The following is a 24,071-nucleotide window of genomic DNA, read 5'->3' as shown; positions in this document are numbered from 1 at the left end:
GACACTACACGGGAAGAGTAGCCTTGTTCAGAAAGATTCTTGTGGTCTGCGTCGGCAATATTTGCCGAAGTCCTACCGCTGAACTGTTGCTTCGCCATGCGCTGCAACCTTCAGGTATCTCAGTGACCTCCGCGGGATTGAACGCGCGGGTGGGTGAGTCTATGGAGCCCGACGCACTTCTGGTTCTTGAAGAACAGGGCCACGAAGCCCAAGCGTTTAAAGCGCGACAGATTACTCCCGCCATAGTTAATGAATCAGACCTCATTCTGGTCATGGAAAAAGAGCATGTACAGGCCGTACTAAGGATTGCATCGCACGCCAGGGGCAAAGTGTTTCTTCTGGGCAAGTGGCAGAGTGAACGCGAAATAAAGGACCCGTATCGTCAAGGAAAAGCTGCTTTTGTCCATGCCCATGCATTGATTGAAGATGCCGTTTGCTCATGGGCGCAGCGCCTCGGACGTTGATGGATGATTTTCAGATTAGTAATAATGGTAAAAGAATAGACCTTATGCAGTTACCGTCAGTAGTCAGCACCCGGGATAAAGAGAGAGACGAGATTGATCTGCTCGGTTTATTAGGCACATTGATTGACCATAAATGGTTGATCGGTGCCATCACCGGGGCGTTCATGGTGAGCGGTGCCGCGTATTCGATCTTATCGCCGCCAGTGTATCTGGCGAACGCTCTGGTACAGGTCGAGCCGAAAAAGAACGACATGTTGGGCTTCTCGGATATCAGTAGCATGCTCGGTGGGCAATCCCCGGCGGCTACCGAGATCGGCATTATCAAGTCCCGCGCGGTGATTGGTAAAACAGTCGATGATCTGCGCCTTGATATCATGATAACGCCCAACACCTTTCCGGTTGTCGGCGGCTTTCTTGCGCGGCGATGTAAAAGTATCCCGACCGAAAGTGTTTCACCGCCGCGTTTCGGGATGAACAGTTATGCATGGGGCGGCGAACGCCTTGATATTGAACAGCTCAATCTGCCGAATGAACTGTTAGGCAAAAAATTGATGCTGGTTGCCGAAGAGCAGAATCGATTCAAACTCTACGATGACAATGGCGGTTTGTTGGCCGCCGGCGCCACAGGCGAAGCCATCGCGCAAGACGGTGTAGAGGTGCTCGTCGCGAGCATGGCCGCGAATCCAGGCACCCAATTTGAAGTCGTGCGCAATCCACGCATTGTCACCATTCAGAATTACCAGGACGCCCTCGAGGTCTCCGAGCAAGGTAAAGAGTCGGGCATTATAAGTCTGGCCTTGGCCAGCACCGACTACGCGCTGGCGGTGAAGATTCTCAACAAGATCTCAAGACTGTATGTGCAGCAGAATGTGCAACGCACCTCAGCCGAGGCAGCCCAGAGTCTGGAGTTCCTGCAGGCACAACTCCCGCAAGTCAAAGACGATCTGGTCAAAGCCAGTAACGCGCTGAACAGCTATCAAACCCGCGGAAATACAGTAAACATTTCGCTCGAAACCAAGTCAGTCCTGGAACAGATGGTGGTGCTGGATACGCGCATCTCGGACCTGAAACTCCAGCAAGCGGACATGGATCGAAAGTTCACTAGAGAGCATCCGGCTTACCGCGCCTTGATGGCTCAGATGGGGGATTTGAACAAACAGCGACAAGGGTTGGAAAAAAAGGTCCAGGGGCTTCCGGCTACACAGCAGGAGCTGTTGAACCTGACCCGTGATGTGGAAGTGGCGACACAGATCTACACCCAGCTGCTGAACAAATCCCAGGAGCTGGATATCGTAAGGGCAGGGGCGGTCGGCAATGCGCGGTTGATTGATACGGCGGATGTCGACATCACGACCCCGGTCAAACCCCGCAAAGCCCTGATCGTACTGATTGCGACTTTCCTGGGTGGGTTTGTCGGTGTTGCCCTGGTGTTAGTGCGTAAATCGCTGAGCAGAGGACTCGAGGGGCCAGAAGCCATCGAACAACTTGGACTGCCCGTCTATGCCTCCATTCCTTACAGCACCCTGCAACAGGAAGAGGACAGTAAAAAAGTCCGCTTGGGCGATAGTGCCAACCACCAGGCGTTTCTATTAGCGCTGCGTAACCCTACTGACCTGTCCATCGAGTCGATACGCAGCCTGCGAACCTGTCTGCATTTTGCGGGCCTGGATGCGACCAATAACCGGATCATGATTTCCGGTCCGAGCCCCCAGGTCGGCAAGACGTTTGTCTCCTCTAACCTGGCCGCGGTCATTGCTCAAAGCGGGCAGAGAGTCGTACTGATCGATGGCGATATGCGCAAAGGTCATCTGCACAAGACGTTGGCCACCCCGATCAGCAATGGTTTATCCGATCTGTTGACCAAGCGCTGCAGCATTGAGCAAGCAATCAATAAGCTCGAAGTCGATAACTTGCATTTCATCAGTCGTGGACAGGTACCGCCTAACCCGTCAGAGCTGTTGATGCATGCCAACTTCAGAGAGCTCCTGGCAGAACTGAGTGAGCGCTACGACGTGGTGATCATCGACACGCCACCTCTTCTGGCCGTGACAGATGCTGCAATCGTTGGGCGTGAAGCCGCCATTAATCTGATCGTGACTCGCTTCGGTGTAAATCCTGCCAAAGAGATCGAATTGACTATTCGTCGGTTTGCTCAAAACGGTATCGAATTAAAAGGCGCGATTTTTAATGGCGTCGAGAAACGAGCGTCCAGCTATTACGGTAATGGCAGTTACGGCTATTACAACTATGAATACGCCTCTGACAAGTCGTGAAGCGAGTTCTATCTACCAAGTCATTGGATTGAAAGTGGGTTGACGATTTTTAACCACTTTCAGCTCTCTTTTGCCTGCGTCTACGTTCATGGAATTGGGTGGATTGTGAAAAAAATACTACACGTTGCGGAAACGATCAAAGGTGGTGTTGCGACTGTCATCCGGACGATATCAACCCCTCCTGAGGGCGACGCCCGGCAGTATGAACTGGTCTATTTGATCCCGTTCGACCAGAAGAAAGAACTGCATGGCATTGATGAAAAGGACATCAGGACCTTCTCCAGAAACAAGAGAGGTGTTGTCTCCCTTATGCGGTTTGCCTGGCAACTCATCCGTGTGATCTTCAAGGAAAAACCTGATGTGGTGCATTTGCACAGCACGTTCTCCGGTGTCATTGGCCGATGTGTTTGTTTGGTCGTGCGCCCTTGGCGGTCACCGAAAGTCATCTATTGCCCGCACGCGTTTTCGTTCTTGATGGAAAGTTCTCCCGCCAAGCAGAAAGTGTATTCGCTGATTGAGCGGCTTTTGCAAAAAGTGACGGATGTCATTATTTGTGTGAGCCAGTATGAACTGGATAAAGCGGCTTCGTTTGGTATCGACCGCCACCGTATGAAGCTGATCTACAACGGCATTCATTATAAAAACGATGAGGGTCTGTCTCATCAGCGTACGGATATTCAGCTTTTATTTGTGGGTCGACTGGACTACCAGAAAGGCTTTGATGTTTTGCTCAAGGCGTTCACGGAAGTCGAACGCAAGGACTTGAAACTGACGGTTGTCGGCAGTGCGGTAAATGAGGAGTCGGTAGAGTGCCCCGTCATTGACGCCGTTGAATACCTGCCCTGGGTAACCCCGGCAGAGGTGAATGAACTCTATAAAACGGCAGACGCCCTGATTGTCCCCAGTCGCTGGGAAGGTTTTGCCATGGTCCCACTCGAAGGAATGGCCATGGGCGTGCCCGTTATTGCCAGTGACTGTACATCGCTGCCTGAACTGGTGACGCACGACGTTACGGGCTACATATTTTCGACGGGCGATCACCAGGCGCTCGCCAATATCTTAGTAAATATCAAGAAACAAAAGTTGCTGGAGCTGGGCACCGAAAGCCGCAATCGAGTGCGCAAACGGTTCAGCGCAACGCTGATGATCCAGCAAACCTATGACGTGTATTCCGCTCAAACTTATTAAGTAGATATCAAGATATGAACGTAACTATTTTGCATGGCTACAGTGCGTCAAATTCGGGTGATGGCCTTCTCGTGGATTTGGCCATCGCCTTGGTGTTGCGAAACTTTGGTGCTGACACGTTAATCAACGTCGTTGCGTCGGACCCCAAGTCATTTAGTTATCTTCCCTATAAGCGGTATGACGCGCCGGTCATGGCGGCTAAAGGACTGGGGCGCGTGAAGGAAGCTGTGTTCCTTAAACAGTCTTACGCGCCACTCGCGGACCTCTTGAGCACCAGTGATCTGATCGTCGGGGTAGGCGGTGGGTACATGCGCTCAAAAAGTGCCTTTGAACACATCAAGTTGAAACTGGGTCATGCCAAGCAGCTCGAAACGGCGATTTTGAGCAAGGTGCCGTCGGTTTACCTGCCGCAAAGTATCGGCCCGTTCCACGGTGAGAGCAGCGCGATCGTAGAACACTACGCCAGTGCCGACGCGGTGTTTGTCCGGGACAACAGGTCGTCGGCTATTTTCGAGTCCAATGCCAATGTCTATCGAGCGCCAGATCTGGCGGTCCAGGCGTTGGCGAAGAAGATACTGGTGCAACCCAAGTTCACCCGCTGTGCGGCATCGCCGGCCGTGGTCTGCGTGGTTTTACGCAAGCCGCCGGAATGGAGCAAAGAGAAGAAAGTTGCCTACGTTGCCAACTTGAAGCTTCTGTTGAAGCGACTAAGGGCCAAGAGCAAAGTGGTCTGCGCTGTCCAAAGCGCCGTCCGTGGCAACGATGACGGGGCGTTCTATCGGGAACTCGGCATTACCGAGGACCTCTTGCCCTTGAAGGCAACCCTGTCAAAGTATCAGCCCGATCTGGTCATTTCCGTAAGGCTGCATGGAGCCATTGAGTCTCTACTCGCCGGCGTGCCTGCGTTCCATATCAGCTATGAACGCAAAGGTTTTGGCGCCTATCAGGATATGGGCGTGGAAGACTGGGTGATCAATGGTGGAGATATCAATGTCGACACCATCATCGACACCGTTTACGCCCCGAATGCGTTGTCCAGATTCGGTAAAAAACTGACGGACACCTGCAAGGAAATCGAAGCCAAAACGGAGTTGATGGACACTATCATCAAAGGGATTGTTCGATGATATTTCGGTTGTTGCTACGGGGAGGTGCATTAGGCGCGAAGTTTTTGCTGGTGTTGGCCATCACTCATTACCTGGGTTATGACGCATTGGGTTTCTACGGCGTAGTGGTAGCTGCCTCCTTGATCGCCTCGAAGTTTTACAGTGTAGGGTTCAGCTCTGAAATCAATCGGCTGATCAGCGTGGGGGGCAGTACGAAGCTCGTCGTTGATAAGGTACTGGTTCTATACCTGGCCGTTGGTTTGTTGTTATCGGTGGGCACGGTCGCCCTTTACTCACTGTTCAGTGATGTTGAGGCGAGTGTCGCGTTGATCGCGTGCGTCACGTTTTTGCTGCTCACCGAGCATCTTTCCTTCGAAATAAACTCGTTTGTCTTTTCCGCACAAAAAGCCAACTGGGGCGCGTTGTTGTTCTTCATCAAAACCGGCCTCTGGGCGCTCCTTGCCGTTGGCGGACTCATGGCGGGCGTGGTGTCCACCATCGCCAGTGTTCTTTGGTTATGGGTGGCCACCAACCTTCTGGTGATCGTGGCCGGTTACTTCATTGTGGTTAACGTTCACAGGGGGCGGGAAGTCAGTGTCGTCACCACGGCTTCTGTCTGGAGAGCAGGGCTGCCGTTTTATCTGGGAGGCGGGCTGATCGCATTAAGTCAGTACGCTGAACGTTTTCTCATTCTGGACATGGAACCGTATGCCAGCCTCGGCAAGTACGTGTACTCCTGGTCTGCCGCAAACACGTTACAAGCGCTGTCTTACGCGGTCGTTGCCGTGGTGGGCATTCCCGTGCTTGCCAAGCGTTATAAAGATAACCAGCAGGCGCTGACGGTCCGGCAATTATTTGTGAATCAATGGGTGCTGCGTTCACTCGTTGTTTCCTGCGCGGTTGCTGTGCTGATTTATGCCTTCTTTAACATCCTGCTTGATTATGTGGCCGCGGCAGTTCCGCGTCCGGATAACCGGATTTTAGCGATCCTGATTTTCTCTTTTGCCCTGCGCGCCGTCGGCGACATCGTATGGGGAGGCCTTATTGCCTCAAAAAATAGTCGGGTTTCATTAGCCAGTGCGGCAATCTGCCTGGTGATTTCACTGCCTGTCAGCTATGTGCTCATCAAGCACTATTCAATTTATGGCGCGGCGTGGGGCAATGTCTTTTCGATTACGATGCAGTTGGCCGTCATTGCTTTGCTGACCAGGTTCGCCCAGGCGAAGGGGAGCTTGTAATGGCTATTTCTCTACCGTCCATAGAGTTTCGCGGAAGAAAACTCGACTCGCCCATCTCATTCCTGATTCTGCTGTGTGGTCTTTTTCTGTCTATTGCGATGCCGCTGCTGATGCACCGCGATCCTGGTCCTGATGCAATGACGTTGTGGTCGTCATACGTTCGTTCAGACAACTGCAATTTCTGGAATCCGTTTTCACCAGACCGGTCTTCTTACGAGTGCTCGGCCTATCTGCTGCGTCCCACCGGTATCAACCTGACCAATGCGTGGGCCTACGGGATGCTGTGCAACCTGTTTCTGACTTCCATCCCGGTCTTCATCTTCAAAAAAATACCAATAACGTTGTTTCTAACCTTGTGTCTATGGGGTGTGGTCAGGTCGTTTTTTCTGGATAACCTGACCAAGGAAATCATTGTCTCGGTGGCGGTGATTGCCATTCTGTTTTTCTCCTTTTCGAAACGATACCGAGCGGGCTTTTTTCTTTCTGCGCTGTTTTACGGCGTGCTGATTCGGCCCTACTGGATATTGTTCTCGCTGGTCTGGGTTGGCGTGTGCGTGATGAAAAAACATGTATCGCGTTTCAGTTTTTTCGTGATGTTGTTCATGTTCTATCTGGTGATCGCGACGGCGATTCAGTTGCTGGTCGGCTATTCGGTTTCGTCCATTCGAGCCAGTAACAATGAACAGCGCACCCTCGGTGAAGAGGGGTCAAAGTCATTGATCGTGTCGTGGTTTAGCGGCGGTGATTTCGTTTCACAGGCCGTGGACTCGATGAGCATATTCTTCAGGCTGTCTTTCCCGGTGGAGTTGATACTTCTCTCCGGCCTGGGCCAGATCATCTTCGTCGTGCTGATGATGATGACCTCGTTGTTGATGTTCAAAATGATGACGTCGAGTCACTACAAGGGCTCAATCATCGAGCCGAAAGTCAAAGAGCTGATTGCGATTCCACTGTCCTTTTTATTGGTGCAGGGTTTGTTCGAGCCTGACTTCGGCTCGTTTGCCCGACATTTCTCCATGGTGGTTCCGGTGCTGTTTCTGGGGCTGGGGTTGCAGTTGCGCTCAAAAAAACCTGAGTCGGTTGAATCAAGCGTCTTGCGCTGAGGTTTGTGGTTTATGCAAAGCAAGAAAAAATCGTTGGAAATAGAAACGCTCAGAGGCCTGGCGTGTCTGCTGCTGGTGCTCTATCACGTGATAGGGCCGTTGGGCGGTGGACTGAAAATAGACCTGGGATCACCGTTTCGGGTTTTGGCGGATTCGATGGTGTACGTCAGGATGCCGCTGTTCACCTTTATATCGGGCTATATCTATTCGATTTACAAAATCAGGGGCAATGACTTATCCGCTTACTGCGTTGGCAAGGTGAGAAGGTTGATCGTGCCTTTGTTTTTTGTCGGTATTCCATTTTCCGTGCTACAGGTTGTCGGACCGGGTGTGAACAAGGACCTCGGTTTAATCGACGCCTTGTTGTCGTTTTACGTGCCGGTGAACCATTTCTGGTTTTTACAGGCGGTATTTATCATCTTCATGTTTGTCGGTTTTCTGCAGTGGCGCGGTCTGTTGCAGACGGCGACGCGGCTGTACCTGCTGTTTTTGTTTTCGGCGGTGGTGTTCCTGCTGCCGGTCTTTCCGGTCGATGCGTTTGGCATCAACGGCGCGGTCTATTTGCTGCCGTTTTTCGTGACGGGGATGATTTGCCACGAAAATGTCAGTGCTTTAAAGCGATCGCTGAAGGTGATCGGGCCGGTCGTGTTCGTCTTGATATCGGTTGCGCTGCTTTACATTGCTGCCGTGGATCGCGAACTCATTGTCGATCGCCGAAGCCTTGTCGGCTTGCTCGTTGGCTGTACGTCCTGCGTCGCGCTACTGTCGAGTGACATGCGCTCGAAAGCACTGATCTGGCTCGGCGGATACTCTTACGCCATCTTCCTCTTTCACGTGCTGTTTGCCGCCAGTTCACGGTTCGCCTTGGGTCGGTTGGGTGTTACAGACGAAAGCATCCTGGTCGTGGGCGGTGTGCTGTGCGGATTGTTGGGCCCCGTGCTGTTGTCGAATGTTTTCAGCCGTTTTGCCATTACTTCTGTTCTGTTTTTGGGCGAACGTGCAAGCAGCAAAAAGACTCCAGAGACAGGGTTTAAGGTGTCTCAAACCTGAGCGCCGATTCAGCCTACTGGCTGATAGATAGAAGGATGAGCCAATGGACTATGTCGAAGATGTGCGATCCGTTCCGGCTCCGGTGATCGAAGCAAGAAGTTCGCGCGAGCGGCTTGCCGGGATGGCCAAGGGTAAAGCGGGGGAGGTGCTGGCCATCTCGGTGATTGGCGACAGTTACAGCGCCGGGCAGGACTTTTATCTCAAAGACCTCACTCAGCACCTGGCGAAAGATTTTGGTTTCGCTGGGCCTGGCTATGTCGGGTTCAATCACGGTGCCGCACTGGGCGGTTCGAATTTCAAATACAGCCGCAGCAACAAGAAGTATTTCGGTGGAGATTGGGATGTTTCCAGTCTGGGCGAGGCAAGTCCGGACAGCCGCACCGTTACCGGGCAAGTGGGCGCTTATCTTGAGCTGGATTCCACCGAAACGGCTGCCATCAATACGTCCATTGCCCACGCCAAATTGCTCTACCTGGGCGATGGCAAAACCAGTGAGATGCGCTATCGGTGGACACCTTCAGACACCTGGCACCCTTTGACCATGGCCGGTTCAGGGGTTCAGGAAATACAACTAAGTGCCCCCGCCAATGATAAGTGGGCGTTAAGGCTTGAAGTGGTGAAAGGCTCGCCGACGTTGTTCGGGTTGTGGCTGGCCAATAATCAGGGCGGTGTCAGGGTCTCCAAACTCGCCGCTTCCGGCGCAGCCTCCGGTGACTTTTATAAAAGCGACCGCCAATGGCAAACCCAATGGAAGGCCGTCTTCTCAAAGATACCGGCGGACGTTTACCTGATCATGTTGGGCGGTAATGACCAGGGGTTTGGCGTTAAGCCCAAGGACTATCTGGAGAACATGAAAGGGCTGGTGCGGATGATCCGCGACGTTCATCCGGCGGCGAGCATCAACGTGATCCTGCGTCAGGACACAACGCGCGCAAGTACCTATCCGATGACGGAGTACGCTCAGGTGCTTGAACCTTGGGCACGTTCGGAAAACATCGCGTATGCGAGTTTGCAGTGTACGTTCGGTCCCGACTTCAAACGCTACGCCAATGACGGGCCGACACCCATGATCGGCCCGGACAAAATACACCCCATCCCGGGTTCGGGCGGTCGGCTTATCGCGGATTACTTGTATCGCGTGATGGTCGGTGGTGTCAGTGAAGTGCCGGGTGAATGCGGTTCCGCTTTGAAGTAATCATTCACCGTTCAAAGTGTTCCAGATGGCTCAGTAACTCTGCGGTTTTCAGAGGCATCAAGTCAGGATCGCATCGGGTTTCAACATTGATGACGATGGCCGGGTCGCTATAGCGGACGCGAACCCGGAATCGCCAATCGTTGAAAATCACTTTAAGCCCATCGCGTTCATCGATATCCAGGGCCTGGTGGACGTACAGGCTGTTTAAGTGGGTCAAGAGCGCAAAGGGGTCCCTGACCGGGCGATAGATATCGCCCGAAGAGGGGAACACCCCGATACGCTCAACCAACAAGGTTGTGCCAAACCAGGCAGCCGAGGTGGAAGATAACGACGGGTTTCTTGACAGCCAGGCCATCACCCCGAAGTTGCTCGCTTGCTGTTCGATGTCTACCGAGCGTTTTGCAGTGGTCATAGTGGCCTGCCTGGGTGAGTGAGTGGGGTTAAAGACCGTTGAGATACAGCTGCTCATAGCAAAAGTTGGTGGCGTCGATATAGCCTTCTGCGCCACCGCAATCAAAGCGCAGGCCTTCGAACTTGTAGGCCAGCACGCAGCCATTTTGCGCCTGCTTCATCAGCGCGTCGGTGATCTGGATTTCGCCGCCCTTGCCGGGTTGGGTATCGGCGATCAGATCAAAAATATCGGGGGTCAGAATGTAGCGGCCAATGATCGCCAGGTTGGACGGTGCGTCCTCGGGCGCCGGCTTCTCGACCATGCTGTTGACCCGGTAGATCCCTTCGGAAATCAACTCGCCAGCGATCACGCCGTATTTGTGCGTCTGATCATGGGGGACTTCCTGAATGGCCACGATCGAGCAGCGGAATTTTTTGTAGAGCTTGATCATCTGCGCCAACACGCCGTCGCCTTGCAGGTTCAGGCACAAGTCATCCGCCAGCACCACGGCAAAAGGTTCGTCGCCGATCAAGGGGCGACCACTGAGAATCGCGTGGCCCAGGCCTTTCATTTCGACCTGACGGGTGTAGGCGAACGTGCAGGTTTCAATCAGCTCTCGCGTGCCGGCCAGAAACTTTTCCTTCTCGGTGCCGCGAATCTGGTGTTCCAGTTCATAGCTGATATCGAAATGGTCTTCCAGTGCACGTTTACCCCGACCGGTCACAATTGCCATGTGTTGCAAACCCGCGTCCCGCGCTTCTTCAACGGCGTACTGGATTAAAGGCTTGTTGACGATCGGCAGCATTTCCTTCGGCATGGCTTTTGTTGCAGGCAAGAAGCGCGTGCCATAACCAGCGGCGGGGAACAAGCATTTACGAATCATAGATATATCCTGAAAAGTCATTGTCCACAGCCACACAAAAAAAGTATGACTGTGGGTTTTGATGTATTACTGCGGTTGTACTTTAATACCTTAGAGAAGATTTGATGGCAATTAATAGCGTGTGCAGAGTGGGGTAAATGTTATTAGTTGTCGGATCTGATGATGTTTAGTTAGTTTTAGTCGGTGTCTATCAATAGTGTCGGTTGTTATGAAGTGCTAATAAGTCATTGGCTTCGATGGGTGATGTGCGCATTAAACATTTGCACGCCATTGAGCACTTCAATACCCCACTATGGACCGCTCTATGAAGATTCTGGTAACGGGTGGAACCGGCTATATCGGTTCTCACACCACACTTGCGCTGCTTGAGGCGGGCTTCGACGTGGTTGTTCTGGACAACCTTTGCAACAGCTCTGATGCGTCCCTGCACGCGATTGAATCCATCTGCGGTAAATCCGCGTCAATGATTCACGGGGATGTGTGCGACCGAGCATTGCTGGACCGGATTTTTCAGGCGCATTCCATCGACGCTGTCCTGCATTTTGCCGGTCTCAAAGCCGTAGGCGAGAGCGTGCGCAAGCCGCTTGAGTATTACGAAAACAACGTCTGCGGGAGCATTACCCTGTGCCAGGCGATGTCCGCGGCCGGCGTGTTCCGGTTGGTGTTCAGCTCATCGGCCACGGTGTACGGCGCGCCTGAGCAGATGCCGATTCGTGAAGATTTTCCTACAGGCACGCCCACCAATCCTTACGGGCAATCCAAGCTGATCATCGAAAACGTGTTGCATGATCTGTGTGCGGCAGAGCCGCGCTGGAGCGTCGCGCTGTTGCGTTACTTCAACCCGATCGGCGCTCACGCCAGTGGGCACATGGGTGAAGACCCCAGCGGGATCCCCAATAACTTGGTGCCTTACATCAGCCAGGTTGCCGTCGGCAGTCTGCAGGAACTGTCAATATTTGGTGATGATTACCCCACCGTCGATGGCACCGGCGTGCGCGACTACATCCACGTGGTGGATCTGGCGGACGGACACCTCAAGGCGTTGCAGTCGATCTCGACGCGTACCGGAATAAATATTTGGAACCTGGGCACGGGAGACGGTTACAGCGTTCTGGAGGTACTCCGGGCATTCGAGCAGGCTTCGGGGCGGACAGTGCCTTATCGAGTGATGCCGCGACGTTCGGGCGATGTCGCCGAGTGTTGGGCCGATCCCTCCAAAGCGGCGAAGGAGCTCGGTTGGAAGGCCACGCGGAATTTGCAGGAGATGATGACGGACACTTGGCGCTGGCAATCGAACCATCCCAGGGGCTACCTCGAGTAAGGCTTGAGGGTGTGCCTTCAGCGCCCGGTTTTTCTGCTGAACTGTTATATCAGGCTGCGATGTTAATTATGGTCGGGAAAATTGACTGGAAACACCTCCCGCAAGTCCGTAGATATAAAGAACACGCAGGAAGGAGTTCGATATGAAAAAGATGATGGTAATTGCCATGTTGTCCATGATGAGCAGCGGGGCTTTCGCTGTAGAAGTACCGCTCTCGCTGGAAACAAAAGTGCTGGGTGATGTAACGGCGGCACAAGCAGCACTGGCCAGCACTGCGCTGGTTTCAGGTGCCGTGGCTGCCTCCAGCAGTGGTGGAAGTTCCAATGGCGGAACCACCGGAAGTACCGGGACAACTGGCACTACCGGGACCACCGGCACAAACTGAGAAATACCGCAGGTGTTGTACAAGATTGCCCGGCTAACACTGGGCGATCTTGTGTTGGGTTTGCCCTTGAATAGCGTAGTGCCATTATGATTCGTAGTGTTCCTTTTTTAATGCTGGCAAGTATTGCTTTGCAAGGTTGTATGTTTTCGCCGGGTCAACATATGAGCACCAGCGATATTACTCGCGAAGGTGCCAGCGAAAACAGTCGGGTTGAGCTTATTCCGATTACCCCCAAGCTCATCGCCATGGACAGGGCCACTCAGATACGTGAGTCACTGCCCCCGGAATTGTTGGCCACACCGGACGAATACCGCATTGGTAACAACGATGTCTTGTACATCACGGTATGGGATCACCCCGAGCTGACCGCACCTTCAGGCGCGCAACAGCAGATCGATGCAAACGGTCGCCTTGTGCGTTCCGATGGCACGCTCTACTACCCCTACATCAAAGAAGTCCAGGCTGCCGGAAAGACCATCCAGCAACTGCGATCCGATATCGCCGAGCAGTTGTCGACTTTCATCTCGGACCCGCAAGTGGATGTCGCGGTATTGCGCTTTGCCAGTCAGAAAGTGGTGGTGTCGGGCGCCGTATTGAAAGCAGGCCCGCAAGCGATTTCCACCAACCCGCTCAATGTGGTTGAAGCCTTGGGTTCTGCGGGTGTCGACCCTCTGAATGCTGACTTGTCGGGGTTGCTGTTGACGCGAAACGGGCGGGTTTATCCACTGAATCTCGACGCGCTCAATCAACAGAATGCCGAGTTGCAGAAGGTCTACCTCAGAGGCGGCGATCAGTTGTATTTGCCGTACAACGACAACAAAAAGATTTACGTGATGGGCGAGGTCAATCAGCCGCGCGCGTTGACGTTCAAGACCCGCACCATGAATCTTTCCGACGTCATTGGCTCGGTAGGGGGGTTGAACCAGACCACCTCAAACGGCAATGCCGTGTACGTCATCCGGGGCGTGGAAAACCTCGATGTGGAACCCGCCAAAATCTATCAACTGCAAGCCGAGTCACCTTCGGCCATGGCGCTCGCCACTCATTTCGACGTTCGTCCCCAGGACATTGTTTACGTAGGTCCTGCCAACGTCACCCGCTGGAACCGCTTCATCAGTCAATTGGTGCCATCGGCCTCGATTCTGGGCATGGGCGCGGCGGCACAAAACAACTTAAGTGAAGCCAACAGCAGATAAGGTCTGGTCCCACTGTGAGAACGTTGAAAGTTAGCGTCTGCTTGATGGCGGCCTTGCTGTTGTGTGGATGTAATCCGCTGATGAAGGCCACGCTGGCCAACTTCAAGGCCGTGGCCACCGGGCCCGACGACCTGGAGTTGACCCCGGCGCAAGTGGCCGAGGTTCAGTACCCCCAACTCAAGTTGACCACCCCTTCTGGTGAAGGGGTGTTGGCGATGGTGCGTGAGCGAGGCGACTTGCAGTACTGGGTCGCGTCCGGCAAGCAGGTGCTGTTGCTGCGTGACGGTTTGGCGGTTCGCACTGTCGGACTGGGCTTCGAGGGTGATCTGGACGGTACGCGAATCGAAGCGCAATCGCCGTTCAAGCAAGGCCTTCACCGGTTGCCCGATGGATACACCAGCCAGCGCTTTATCGATCTCTATCGGGGTTACGAAGTGGGCGTTGCCGTGAGCAGTCGCTTCACCCGAAAACCTATGGAAACCATCAGGATCCTGGACAAGGAATACGCTGTGCTGCGTGTCGATGAGCAGATAGAGGCACCGGCTATTGGCCTGCGCGCGACCAATCATTATTGGGTCGATCCGGACAACGGTTTCATCCTGCAGAGCGAGCAGCAACTGACTGGGCGACTCCGGCTGAAGATCGTGCAGTTGACCGCTGAACGCAGGGCTGTCCGTTGAAGTTTCCCAGGGCGTTATGGACGTGCCTGTTGTTGATTTCCAGCGGCGCGAGTGCGGCAGTCACCGTCAGCGGCGATGTGCGCAATCCGGGACCGGTCGAACTGCAACCCGGGGGCCGCGTGCTGGACGTGATGCGTGATACGCAACCCAATCCTGAAGGCTACTGGCTGGCGGCCGCCTGGCTGCGACAACCCTTGCTCGAACAGCAGGCTCGGCTCAAAGCCGGGGTCTTGTTCGATTTGAAGGTGCTGCAACGCACCGCATTGCTCTTTGATCGTCCCAGCCGGGCGGCATTGGCGTTGCGGTTGTACGAGCAAGTCAGCCGCTTGCCGGTTACCGGGCGCCAGGTGGCCGTGCTCGATCCGATCGCGGTAGAAGTCGGATTCGCTCGCAACTTTCGCCTCGATGACGGCGACAGCCTGGTCTACCCGATGCGTTCCGATGCGGTTGAAGTGCTGGGCGCTGTCGCCGAACCGTGCCGGGTCGCCTATCGTCCGCTGCAGGAGGCCCGGGATTACCTGCAAGGGTGTTCACCGCGGGCCGATGCCGACGCCGATTACCTCTGGATCATTCAGCCCGATGGCGTCACCCGCCGGGTCGGCATTGCGCCGTGGAATCGCGAAAGCGGGCAGGTGCCTGCCGCCGGCAGCAAAATCCTCGTTCCTGTCAAAACCGATGATCTTAATCCGCCTATACCTGAACTGAATCAGCAGTTGGCCGAATTTCTTGCCACGCAACTGGCTGAGGTGGTTCCTTGAATTTACGTTTTGCTGCAGTGCTGTTGTTGCCTTGTGGTTTGGCTCACGCAGAGCCGCGATTGACTCAAAATGATTTCGGCGGCGTGGGCTTGATGCAGACACCGACTGCCCGAATGGCCCCGGCCGGCGAGTTGAGTGTGAATGCCAGTCGAACCGATCCCTACACCCGTTACAGCGTTTCATTGCAGCCGTTTGAATGGCTGGAAGGTTCGTTTCGCTACACCGCGATCACCAACCGCAGGTATGGCCCCGAGTCATTGAGTGGCGACCAGAGTTACAAAGACAAGGCCGTGGACCTCAAAGTACGCCTTTGGCAAGAAAGCCACTGGGCACCTGAACTGGGCCTGGGCTTTCGCGATGTCGGTGGTACCGGCCTGTTCTCCAGCGAATTCCTGGTCGCCAACAAACGCTATGACGACTTTGATTTCAGCGCGGGTATTGCCTGGGGATACATCGGCAATCGAGGCGATTTCGACAACCCGTTGGGTTGGGCGGCTGATCGCTTCAACACCCGGCCGGACGGCGAGGGCACCGGTGACGTCAACACCAACGCCTATTTCCGTGGGCGACCTTCATTGTTTGGCGGCGTCACCTACCAGACACCGTGGGACCCGCTCAGCCTGAAGCTCGAGTACGAAGGCAACGACTACAAAAACGAGCCGAAAGACAACGCCATCAAGCAAGACTCGCCCATCAATATCGGTGCGGTGTTCAAGCTGAGCGATTCGGTGGATCTCAGCGCTGGCTGGGAACGCGGCAATACCGCTATGTTTGGCATCACCCTGCACACCAACTTCGTCAGCCGCAAGACACCGGCCAAGACTTACGATCCGCCAGCGGAGCGTCTGCCGGCACAGGCACCCGCCACGCCACCGGATCAGGTCAACTGGGCCGACGTGTCGCAACGCCTGCAGAAAAATGCGGGCTATAAAGTCGAGCGCATCACCCAGCGCGGCCCCGAGTTATTTGTGTACGGCGAGCAGACGAATTATTTCCATTCGGCAAAAGCCGTCGGCCGCGCCAGCCGGATTCTGGACAACAGCGTCAACGACGATATCGACTGGTTCACCCTGGTGAACAAGCGCTACGACATGCCGCTGGAAGAAACCAGTGTGCCTCGCGAGATCTTTCGCGAAGTGGTCAATAACGAGGAGCCGCTGCAAACTTTGCACCGTACCACCGAGGTCAATGGGGCGATGCCGCACACCGAGACCACGCTCTATACCGCGACGCGCGATCCATTCAACTACGGCATCGGGCTGGGCTATAAACAGAACGTCGGTGGCCCTGATGGTTTGCTCTATCAGTTGAGTGCCGATGCGGACGCCGAGTATCGCTTCACGCGCAATACCTGGTGGAGCGGCATGCTCAGCGCCAACCTGGTGAACAACTACGACCACTTTACCTACGACGCCCCGAGTGGATTGCCCCGGGTGCGGACGGACTTGCGCAAGTACCTGACGACCTCTGACGTCACCATGCCCACGTTCCAGGTCAACCACGCCGAGCAGTTGGATAAAGACCTGTACGGCATGGTCTACGGCGGCTATCTGGAGTCGATGTTTGCCGGTGTTGGCGGTGAGGTGTTGTTCCGTCCAGCGGGCCAGCGCTGGTCGGTGGGTGCAGATTTGAACTACGTGCGTCAGCGCGAGTTTAATCAGGGTTTTGGCTTGCGTGATTACTCGACCGTTACCGGCCATATCACCGGCTATACCGACTTGCCGTTCGATACCCAGGCAGCCGTCAGTGTCGGCCGTTACCTGGCGCGGGATTGGGGCACCACCATCGACCTGTCACGGGAGTTGCGCAATGGTGTGCGATTCGGTGCCTGGGCCACGCTCACCACCGCGACAAAAGCGGAATACGGCGAAGGCAGTTTCGACAAGGGCATCTACATCTCGATTCCTTTCGACGAACTGATGAGCATGTCGACCATGCGTCGCGCCAACATCGTCTGGTCGCCGCTGACCCGGGACGGTGGTGCACGGCTCAATCGCAGCTACTGGCTGCACTCGATGACCGATAGCCGTGACAGTGATTTGTTCTACCGCAACTTCGACAAGATCACTGAGTGAAGGCGGGCGAACTACAGGGCGACAGACGCTGTAGTTCGTGACGCGGTCAACCGGAAGGGGGATGCCCGGAAGGTTTCACAGTGAGCACACTTCTGCGCAGGGTTCTCTGCGCTATCCCAACACACTTCAACGGTAAGCCGGGGGCTGACATAAGTCCCTGGTTATGGTCTTGCATGGGCACCAGAGCCTGATAGACGCCCATGAAAAAGGGGACTTGCGTCCCCTTGTCGTTTTTCGGTTTCTGACTTCGAAGCCGTCAGTAAATGTCTTTTGACAGCAGGGTGAAGGGTGTCTTCACCAGGATCTTCAGATCCAGCCACAACGACCAGTTATTGATGTACGTAAGGTCGATCTCCACACGCTTTTGCATTTTGTCGATGGTGTCGGTCTCACCGCGGCAACCGTTGATTTGAGCCAGCCCGGTAATCCCCGGTTTGATTCGGTGACGCGCCATGTAGGCGAGAATTTTCCCGGAGTAGTAATCGTTGTGCGCAACGGCGTGCGGACGTGGCCCGACCAGGGCCATATGGCCTTGCAGCACATTGATCAGTTGCGGCAACTCATCGAGGGAAGTGCGGCGGATAAAGCGTCCGACAGGAGTGATTCGCGAATCGTTACGGCTAGCCTGCTTGACCTCCTTGTCATCGTGCACACGCATCGAGCGAAACTTCCAGACCTGGATCACCTTGCCATTCCAGCCGTGGCGGTCCTGCTTGAAGAACACCGGGCCCGGGGAGTTGAGTTTGATAGCCAGGGCAATCAGCAACAGGACCGGGCTTAGAAGAACAATGGCCAACAGCGCCACGCTCTTCTCCAGCAGACTTTTACTCAGTGCCGCGGTCGGCTGGCTGGTCAACGGACTTTCATTCAGGTAGATCGCCGGCAAGCCGTCCACGACCCTGACCGAGTGATTGAGCAGCGTCAGGCTGTTCAAGTCCGGCACCCAGACCACGTCTACGTTGGCGCCCAGCAAATCGATATACATGGCTTCGATTTTTGCCGCTTCACTCAGGGGCAGCGTGATGTACAAACGTCGGATGTCATGGGCTTTGATTAACTCCAGCAACTGCTCTTGCGGGCCTACGATCGGCGGTGAGCCCATCGCCAGCGGGAGCGTGGTGTCGGTGCTGACCAACCCAACCAGCGGAAAATGTTCAAGGCTACGCAGCTTTCTGGCGAGTCCCAACGCCAACTCACCCGTACCGACTATCAGGGTTTTATGCTCGCTTTGAAGTGAGCGTTGATAGTATTGCGAGAAGCCGTGCAGCGGAACGTACAACAGTGCCTGCCCGATGTAACCGCAGGCTGCCCATACCAGGATCAGTTGACGAGAAAACAGGTCATCCGCCTTGCAGATGAACGCCCCGCAGGCCAATGCCGCGAGGGTTATTGTCCAGCCCATCAGCAAACGTCCCAATCCCTCCAGGTAGTTATCTTTCTTCGCGTAGACGCCACACCATGTATAGGCGGGCACCGAGGCAAGTACCGTCAGAATTGCGCACGCACGATAATAGAACTCTACCGTCCCGGTCTGGTAATAAACCAATAGAAACAACAGGGCAACAACAAAGCCCTGACCCAGTGCCCATTGTCCCCAGAAGGTCAATCCTTTGAGGTGGGTATTTCGATTGATACGAAGATTGTTAACCATGCGATATCCCCAAAATACGTCCATTCGCGCGTCGACAGACAAGAGCCAAGTTGATGTAACAAAAATTATTGTTTTTATAAGAGGGCAAAACGTTAACGGGCGAAACGCCACTGTGCGGCGCGCTCGTCAGTGAATAGATTAATTTATTGAGTTGAAAGCTGTCTGACGACTTTTAACGAGTGGTTAGTTAATCTGGCGATTATGTTGGGGTGGCGAGGCGTTAGAAATAGTCGAGAATGTAAGTTGGTTTGATGGTGTGGCAGGCGGGATTTATTTGAGGGGCGGGAGGCGCTGGAAAAGTGAAATGGCGGGGTGCTTTTTTATTTTTGTATGCACTACCATCGTGGTCGTTTCATTTACTCAGGTGAAGGTTTTTCCCCTTGTGATTTTTTGAATCAGGCAATATCCGCGATTCCTGACCGCCCGAAAAAGACGTTCGCCATTACTGGCATTTTTGAACTTTTCCTGTAGTCGGCTCAGGCACATTTCCAGACCTCGATAATGTTCGGGTTCTCTGCCAATGCTCCGAATAAGATCATCTTTGCTGACTACACGGTCATCATGGTGCAGCATCTTTTTGACCAGGGCGGCCTCCAGGCCAGTCAAGACAATCTCCACGTCATCTTTAATCAAAGCGCCATTGACATTGCTCAGTCGCCAGGCTTCTTCATAGGGATAGTGTGGTCTGGCTGTCACGCTGGAGAGGGAATCCCGGGTGTCATCTCGATCTTCATCCGCAAGTGAGGAGATGTTATTGAACCGCGTATCGGACTGGGCCGCTCGCCACTCGGATTCGAATGTCGAGAGTATGCGCTGTGTATCATGTCTGATAACAGGAGGGACGATTCTGTCCAAGTGAGGGGAAATAAATTCCATGAGCTTAGGGGCGGAAGAGGGTAGGCCAGCATCTTCGACAAACATCTTTGCCTGCGACGTACCGAATGAGTTATATCGCTCACTCGAGAGTAAAGCCTCAAGCTCAAGTTGTAATGCCGGGCTATGAGTAACGACAACAAAATATTTTCTGGGGAGGGGGGTAGTGCTTTCCATGTCTCTCTCCTGAAGGGGCGCGCTCGGTTTTAATTTAATAGGCTGTCGGCAGGGGAGTAATGACTCCCTTGAAAGTAATCAAAAGGCAGCGCGCGTGCCAGTATATGGCTAGCGGCATGCTCCACTCTGTCAGCTATAAAAGCGACTTTGGTGGTGTGAGTCAGCATGGTCATGCGTTCATGGAGTCGATTGAATAAATCGGGGTTGCCCGTCAGATTAAGGCTCAAGTCTAGGGCTGAAAGGGGAATCTTGATATAGTCAAAAAGATTCAGGGTTGTAAATATTTCGATACTTTGTTCATCGATGTTATTGCCGTCGAACGCGATTTCTACGCCGTGATCTTTCAACAGATAAACATTGTTGAGGGTTTTCTTTTTATCAATGAAGCTGACCGCCGAAAGGGGCAACTCATTGAAAGCGATAACCAGTGTCTGGCCAAAATCGCGCAGGGCATCGCTGGACTGTATCAACTCTTCCGTGAGTGCGGAATCGGCAAGATCTGCCTGTCCAACGCAAACGAATAGTCGACTTAAGTATTTGTTTTCGTTAGAAATATTGTGATCTTTTAGCGAAAAGGCAATCAGCCGGGTCTGCATGAGAACTTCACTGTAAATGCCATTCATCTGCTGCATGGGGGCAACAAAGGATGCATGAGCCTGACCGTCGTCAAACTGTATTCTGATCTCGCTGCCAAATGGGCAGTCATCGCGAGTGAGGATCAATTGTCGAGACAGATAATGACTCGCACGATAGGTGTGTGACGCGCTCATCGTTGCGTTCATAATGCTATAACTCCCTGCATATTAATCTTCAGGTGGTCGAAATCAGACCCCTGACAAGACGATATCCATGCCCACGAATACTTTGAATGGCGTTGGTGCCATACATACCTTTAATCTTTCCGCGAAGGCGGCTGATAGATTTTTCCAAGGCTCTTGGGTCATAAAACGTTATATTAAGCCCCATGATTCTGGCGATTTCATCATGGCTCAATATCTGGTTTCTTGTTTCTGCAAACGCTTCAAGAATTTTCATTTCCGGAAACGATACATCCAGCTTTTTATAGTTTTCAATCAGGCACATTCGAGTCGGGTCCAAGAGCAAGTGGTGCTGCTGTTGCCATTCTTCGCTATTAAAAAATTCGGAAAGTGCGTCCGGGTTTTCTTCGGGAAGCATACTGAATTTAATGCAATGGTCGGCCCCGGCAAGATAGTATTTCATCTTGTTGTAGGTGCCTCTGCCGGTGATCGCTACAAAAATAATAAGGGCCTGGTTATCGGTACGCATATTTTCCACAAGGGCGAGGCTTTCATTAAACGCCTGAGGGCAGTCAATGATAATGAATACTGCACGGTATGAATGGGCGTCCTTATTTTTTTTAAACAAGTTGTTGTAGCACGAGGTGTCAACGGGTATATCTTGCGCTACACGACGTGTTACTAATGTCTTGAAACCCTCAGCTAAACTATGGGTCCGCCCAATGGTGAGAATACCTGTCACCTCCTTTGCGTGGCTGTGGCTGGTATTCGTTAATTTCCCTGTAAGCATCATGCTTTGACTCGGCTGGGTGCTGACATTTGGATGTTAAAGCACCGATTCTCATTTGTGACTGACAATTGGTAACATTTCCCGGGTTTTTCAAGCAGGCGTCACAATTTTTTTAACATTGTTGGTCAATCTGGCGAGATTCTTTGCGCTCTTGGCGCGTGGCATGCCAGCAGGCACGGGAGTGTCATTGTGCCATCTTTTGCCGCAATGTCCCGCTTTTCCAGATAAATACGCTGTGACGCTGACTAATGCTGCCGTTGTTTATTTTTGTTTATAGAAAGTTATGAATTATCAGCACTTGGCTACTCGACGTGCTAGTTAGTGCTTTTCCTAGGTTCAGAGCTATCTCCTATTTGCCGCTGTATAACATTGGATTTGTTAGTTGTGGTTCTGGACATTTGCTAACGTTGGGTTTTAATGTTCAGTTGAATGCGCTTTACTTGCTCGTTGGCGATAAATTTAAAGTATGCCAGCAGATTTCTGTTGTCGATGAGGGGGGGGTGATGGATTTTTGGACTACCGTAACGGTATTGATTTTAGGCGTGGTGGAAGGGCTGACAGAGTTTTTGCCCATATCAAGTACAGGGCACCAAATCATTGTCGCGGACCTGCTCGGCTTCGGTGGTGAGCGTGCAATGGCCTTCAATATCATTATTCAGCTGGGCGCAATCCTGGCCGTTGTCTGGGAGTATCGGCGCAAGATTCTCGAAATCGTCACAGGCCTGCCAACCCAACGGAATGCGCAACGCTTTACTTTGAACTTATTGATCGGTTTTATGCCGGCCGTTGTCTTGGGCGTTCTGTTCGCCGATAAGATTCACGAGTATCTGTTCAATCCAATCACCGTGGCGGTGGCATTGGTGGTGGGCGGCATCATCATGTTGTGGGCTGAGCGGCGAGAACATGTGGTGTATGTCGACCATGTTGACGACATGCGCTGGTCCGACGCCCTGAAGGTCGGTTTCGCTCAATGCCTGGCGATGATACCGGGCACCTCACGCTCTGGATCGACCATTATCGGTGGGTTGCTGTTTGGACTGTCGCGCAAGGCGGCCACCGAGTTTTCGTTCTTCCTGGCCATGCCGACCATGGTCGGTGCCGCCGTCTACTCAGGCTACAAGTATCGCGATCTGTTCCAGGCCGGCGACCTGCCAGTATTCGCCCTGGGCTTCGTCACGGCATTCTTTTTCGCCATGATCGCCGTACGCGGCTTGCTCAAGTTTATCGCCAGCCATAGCTACGCCGCATTCGCCTGGTATCGAATCGTATTCGGTCTGGTGATCCTGGCCACATGGGCATTCGGTTGGGTTAACTGGACTGAAGCAGCAGCGCTCTGACACTCGAACCAGGCTGCGGACCCACCAGCCTGGTATTTACTTCGATAAAACGCTGACCATTAACGACCGTCAAGCAACTCCGCTGCTTGATCCAGCAACACCAAAGGCTCTTTAGCCTTGTGGATATCCACCGACAACAACTGCCTGAACTTGCGCGCCCCCGGAAACCCGGTGCCCAGCCCCAGCACATGCCGGGTGATATGGTGCATCGATCCGCCCGCCTCAATATGCGCCGCTATATAAGGCCGCAACTGCGCCAGCGCCTCGGCCCGACTGATCACCGGCGCCGTACTGCCGAACAGCTGCTGATCCACCTCAGCCATCACATAAGGATTGTGATACGCCTCACGACCCAACATCACACCATCAAACGTCTGCAAATGCGCGTGACACGCCTCCAGCGTCTTGATCCCGCCGTTAAGAATAATCTCCAACTCCGGAAAATCCGCCTTCAACCGCGCCGCCACGTCATAACGCAAAGGCGGAATGTCACGGTTTTCCTTCGGCGACAACCCCTCCAGAATCGCAATCCGCGCATGCACCGTAAAACTCGTGCACCCGGCATCCCGAACCGTACCGACGAAATCACACAACGCCTCGTAACTGTCCCGCCCATTAATCCCGATCCGATGTTTCACCGTCACCGGAATCGACACCGCATCGCGCATCGCCTTCACACAATCCGCCACCAACTGCGGATGCCCCATCAGGCACGCGCCGATCATATTGTTCTGCACCCGATCACTCGGGCAGCCGACGTTCAAGTTCACCTCGTCGTAGCCGTGGTCCTGAGCCATGCGGGCGCAGGCGGCCAGGTCCAACGGAACACTGCCTCCGAGTTGCAGGGCGAGTGGGTGTTCGGCTTCGTTGTGACGGAGGAAGCGGTCGTGATCGCCGTTGAGGAGCGCGCCGGTGGTGACCATTTCGGTGTAGAGGAGGGCGTGTTTGGAGAGTAGGCGTAGGAAAAAGCGACAATGTCTATCAGTCCAATCCATCATCGGCGCGACGGAGAAGCGGCGGGAGAGCGGGGCGGGGGTGGCGGGGGGTGGGGGGGGTCCTTTTACAAACTCCAGCCGGGCGGGAGGCGATAAGGGGGGGATCTGTGGGGTGGGCCGGGGGTGTGATAAAAAACAGAGTATACGAAGAAGGAGCAGAAGATGGACTGGAATAATAGATGAA

Annotated in this window: 22 protein-coding genes; 15 read left to right on the top strand and 7 right to left on the bottom strand. The window is 53.8% G+C overall.

From position 1 onward, the window contains the following. Positions 1 to 23: 23 nt before the first annotated feature. The 8 genes from EYC95_RS08315 (at position 24) to EYC95_RS08280 (ending at position 9,617) form a co-directional block, all read left to right on the top strand. A complete protein-coding gene (locus EYC95_RS08315) occupies positions 24 to 464 on the top strand; it encodes a low molecular weight protein-tyrosine-phosphatase (RefSeq protein ID WP_131059923.1) in 441 nt (146 codons plus the stop codon). A gap of 44 nt (positions 465 to 508) precedes the next feature. Continuing rightward, the gene (locus EYC95_RS08310) at positions 509 to 2,737 is read left to right on the top strand and encodes a polysaccharide biosynthesis tyrosine autokinase (protein WP_131060007.1); all 2,229 of its coding nucleotides are present in this window, start codon (positions 509 to 511) and stop codon (positions 2,735 to 2,737) included. 105 nt (positions 2,738 to 2,842) lie between these two features. Then, the gene (locus tag EYC95_RS08305; protein ID WP_131060006.1) at positions 2,843 to 3,925 is read left to right on the top strand and encodes a glycosyltransferase; all 1,083 of its coding nucleotides are present in this window, start codon (positions 2,843 to 2,845) and stop codon (positions 3,923 to 3,925) included. Between the two features lie 14 nt (positions 3,926 to 3,939). After that, the gene (locus tag EYC95_RS08300; RefSeq protein ID WP_131059922.1) at positions 3,940 to 5,052 is read left to right on the top strand and encodes a polysaccharide pyruvyl transferase family protein; all 1,113 of its coding nucleotides are present in this window, start codon (positions 3,940 to 3,942) and stop codon (positions 5,050 to 5,052) included. After that, entirely contained in the window at positions 5,049 to 6,269 is a 1,221-nt protein-coding gene (locus tag EYC95_RS08295; protein ID WP_131059921.1) for a phosphoribosylaminoimidazole carboxylase, read from the top strand. Before EYC95_RS08300 ends, EYC95_RS08295 begins: the two co-directional genes overlap by 4 nt. After that, positions 6,269 to 7,372, top strand: coding sequence for a hypothetical protein (locus tag EYC95_RS08290; RefSeq protein WP_131059920.1), 1,104 nt, complete (start codon positions 6,269 to 6,271; stop codon positions 7,370 to 7,372). Before EYC95_RS08295 ends, EYC95_RS08290 begins: the two co-directional genes overlap by 1 nt. Before the next feature lie 12 nt (positions 7,373 to 7,384). Beyond that, positions 7,385 to 8,422, top strand: a complete 1,038-nt coding sequence (locus tag EYC95_RS08285; RefSeq protein WP_131059919.1) for an acyltransferase family protein — start codon at positions 7,385 to 7,387, stop codon at positions 8,420 to 8,422. A 43-nt stretch (positions 8,423 to 8,465) separates the two neighbouring features. Then, positions 8,466 to 9,617, top strand: coding sequence for an SGNH/GDSL hydrolase family protein (locus EYC95_RS08280; protein WP_131059918.1), 1,152 nt, complete (start codon positions 8,466 to 8,468; stop codon positions 9,615 to 9,617). Between the two features lie 4 nt (positions 9,618 to 9,621). Here EYC95_RS08280 and EYC95_RS08275 read toward each other — a convergent pair whose 3' ends face one another. Beyond that, entirely contained in the window at positions 9,622 to 10,029 is a 408-nt protein-coding gene (locus EYC95_RS08275) for a mannose-1-phosphate guanylyltransferase (RefSeq protein ID WP_131059917.1), read from the bottom strand. Positions 10,030 to 10,057: 28 nt separating this feature from the next. Then, positions 10,058 to 10,891 (bottom strand): UTP--glucose-1-phosphate uridylyltransferase GalU, encoded by an 834-nt coding sequence (gene galU, locus EYC95_RS08270; RefSeq protein ID WP_131059916.1) that lies wholly within the window; start codon positions 10,889 to 10,891, stop codon positions 10,058 to 10,060. Between the two features lie 304 nt (positions 10,892 to 11,195). On the opposite strand from galU, the gene galE reads away from it, so the two are divergent. From galE to EYC95_RS08240, 6 genes are all read left to right on the top strand, one after another. Continuing rightward, a complete protein-coding gene (gene galE, locus EYC95_RS08265) occupies positions 11,196 to 12,212 on the top strand; it encodes a UDP-glucose 4-epimerase GalE (RefSeq protein WP_131059915.1) in 1,017 nt (338 codons plus the stop codon). A 142-nt stretch (positions 12,213 to 12,354) separates the two neighbouring features. Next, on the top strand, positions 12,355 to 12,597 hold the full coding sequence (locus tag EYC95_RS08260) for a hypothetical protein (RefSeq protein ID WP_131059914.1): 243 nt from the start codon (positions 12,355 to 12,357) through the stop codon (positions 12,595 to 12,597). 140 nt (positions 12,598 to 12,737) lie between these two features. After that, on the top strand, positions 12,738 to 13,793 hold the full coding sequence (locus EYC95_RS08255; protein WP_131059913.1) for a polysaccharide biosynthesis/export family protein: 1,056 nt from the start codon (positions 12,738 to 12,740) through the stop codon (positions 13,791 to 13,793). A gap of 14 nt (positions 13,794 to 13,807) precedes the next feature. Beyond that, positions 13,808 to 14,473 carry a YjbF family lipoprotein gene (locus tag EYC95_RS08250; protein WP_131059912.1) on the top strand — a complete coding sequence of 222 codons (666 nt, stop codon included), beginning with the start codon at positions 13,808 to 13,810 and terminating at the stop codon, positions 14,471 to 14,473. Beyond that, complete coding sequence (locus EYC95_RS08245) at positions 14,470 to 15,231, top strand: capsule biosynthesis GfcC family protein (protein WP_131059911.1); 762 nt, start codon at positions 14,470 to 14,472, stop codon at positions 15,229 to 15,231. The genes EYC95_RS08250 and EYC95_RS08245 overlap by 4 nt, the downstream gene beginning before the upstream one ends. Then, entirely contained in the window at positions 15,228 to 17,306 is a 2,079-nt protein-coding gene (locus EYC95_RS08240; RefSeq protein WP_131059910.1) for a YjbH domain-containing protein, read from the top strand. Before EYC95_RS08245 ends, EYC95_RS08240 begins: the two co-directional genes overlap by 4 nt. A gap of 256 nt (positions 17,307 to 17,562) precedes the next feature. On the opposite strand, the gene EYC95_RS08235 is transcribed toward EYC95_RS08240, so the two are convergent. The 4 genes from EYC95_RS08235 to EYC95_RS08220 form a co-directional block, all read right to left on the bottom strand. Then, positions 17,563 to 18,957: an undecaprenyl-phosphate glucose phosphotransferase gene (locus tag EYC95_RS08235; protein ID WP_131059909.1), complete on the bottom strand. Its 1,395-nt coding sequence runs from the start codon at positions 18,955 to 18,957 to the stop codon at positions 17,563 to 17,565. Between the two features lie 360 nt (positions 18,958 to 19,317). Continuing rightward, positions 19,318 to 20,007 carry a helix-turn-helix domain-containing protein gene (locus EYC95_RS08230; protein WP_131059908.1) on the bottom strand — a complete coding sequence of 230 codons (690 nt, stop codon included), beginning with the start codon at positions 20,005 to 20,007 and terminating at the stop codon, positions 19,318 to 19,320. Between the two features lie 29 nt (positions 20,008 to 20,036). Continuing rightward, the gene (locus tag EYC95_RS08225; protein WP_131059907.1) at positions 20,037 to 20,789 is read right to left on the bottom strand and encodes an EAL domain-containing protein; all 753 of its coding nucleotides are present in this window, start codon (positions 20,787 to 20,789) and stop codon (positions 20,037 to 20,039) included. 28 nt (positions 20,790 to 20,817) lie between these two features. Next, positions 20,818 to 21,558: a winged helix-turn-helix domain-containing protein gene (locus EYC95_RS08220; RefSeq protein WP_131059906.1), complete on the bottom strand. Its 741-nt coding sequence runs from the start codon at positions 21,556 to 21,558 to the stop codon at positions 20,818 to 20,820. 500 nt (positions 21,559 to 22,058) lie between these two features. Here EYC95_RS08220 and EYC95_RS08215 point away from each other — a divergent pair, with 500 nt between their 5' ends. Further along, positions 22,059 to 22,892 (top strand): undecaprenyl-diphosphate phosphatase, encoded by an 834-nt coding sequence (locus EYC95_RS08215; protein WP_131060005.1) that lies wholly within the window; start codon positions 22,059 to 22,061, stop codon positions 22,890 to 22,892. Positions 22,893 to 22,951: 59 nt separating this feature from the next. Here EYC95_RS08215 and dusA read toward each other — a convergent pair whose 3' ends face one another. Then, positions 22,952 to 23,965, bottom strand: coding sequence for a tRNA dihydrouridine(20/20a) synthase DusA (gene dusA / locus EYC95_RS08210; RefSeq protein WP_131060004.1), 1,014 nt, complete (start codon positions 23,963 to 23,965; stop codon positions 22,952 to 22,954). Positions 23,966 to 24,071 lie beyond the last annotated feature (106 nt).

The organism is Pseudomonas sp. BGI-2, assembly GCF_004310295.1.
Classification (GTDB): Bacteria; Pseudomonadota; Gammaproteobacteria; order Pseudomonadales; family Pseudomonadaceae; genus Aquipseudomonas.
Note: the sequence above shows the minus strand (reverse complement) of the source record. Positions and strands in the feature narration are given on the sequence as shown.

Excerpts from the sequence above, each read along its gene's own strand:
- EYC95_RS08310 (WP_131060007.1), top strand. The coding sequence starts at position 509 with ATGCAGTTACCGTCAGTAGTCAGCACCCGGGATAAAGAGAGAGACGAG.
- EYC95_RS08300 (WP_131059922.1), top strand. The coding sequence starts at position 3,940 with ATGAACGTAACTATTTTGCATGGCTACAGTGCGTCAAATTCGGGTGAT.
- EYC95_RS08295 (WP_131059921.1), top strand. The coding sequence starts at position 5,049 with ATGATATTTCGGTTGTTGCTACGGGGAGGTGCATTAGGCGCGAAGTTT.
- EYC95_RS08290 (WP_131059920.1), top strand. The coding sequence starts at position 6,269 with ATGGCTATTTCTCTACCGTCCATAGAGTTTCGCGGAAGAAAACTCGAC.
- EYC95_RS08285 (WP_131059919.1), top strand. The coding sequence starts at position 7,385 with ATGCAAAGCAAGAAAAAATCGTTGGAAATAGAAACGCTCAGAGGCCTG.
- EYC95_RS08280 (WP_131059918.1), top strand. The coding sequence starts at position 8,466 with ATGGACTATGTCGAAGATGTGCGATCCGTTCCGGCTCCGGTGATCGAA.
- EYC95_RS08275 (WP_131059917.1), bottom strand. The coding sequence starts at position 10,029 with ATGACCACTGCAAAACGCTCGGTAGACATCGAACAGCAAGCGAGCAAC.
- galU (WP_131059916.1), bottom strand. The coding sequence starts at position 10,891 with ATGATTCGTAAATGCTTGTTCCCCGCCGCTGGTTATGGCACGCGCTTC.
- galE (WP_131059915.1), top strand. The coding sequence starts at position 11,196 with ATGAAGATTCTGGTAACGGGTGGAACCGGCTATATCGGTTCTCACACC.
- EYC95_RS08260 (WP_131059914.1), top strand. The coding sequence starts at position 12,355 with ATGAAAAAGATGATGGTAATTGCCATGTTGTCCATGATGAGCAGCGGG.
- EYC95_RS08255 (WP_131059913.1), top strand. The coding sequence starts at position 12,738 with ATGTTTTCGCCGGGTCAACATATGAGCACCAGCGATATTACTCGCGAA.
- EYC95_RS08235 (WP_131059909.1), bottom strand. The coding sequence starts at position 18,957 with ATGGTTAACAATCTTCGTATCAATCGAAATACCCACCTCAAAGGATTG.
- EYC95_RS08230 (WP_131059908.1), bottom strand. The coding sequence starts at position 20,007 with ATGGAAAGCACTACCCCCCTCCCCAGAAAATATTTTGTTGTCGTTACT.
- EYC95_RS08225 (WP_131059907.1), bottom strand. The coding sequence starts at position 20,789 with ATGAACGCAACGATGAGCGCGTCACACACCTATCGTGCGAGTCATTAT.
- EYC95_RS08220 (WP_131059906.1), bottom strand. The coding sequence starts at position 21,558 with ATGATGCTTACAGGGAAATTAACGAATACCAGCCACAGCCACGCAAAG.
- EYC95_RS08215 (WP_131060005.1), top strand. The coding sequence starts at position 22,059 with ATGGATTTTTGGACTACCGTAACGGTATTGATTTTAGGCGTGGTGGAA.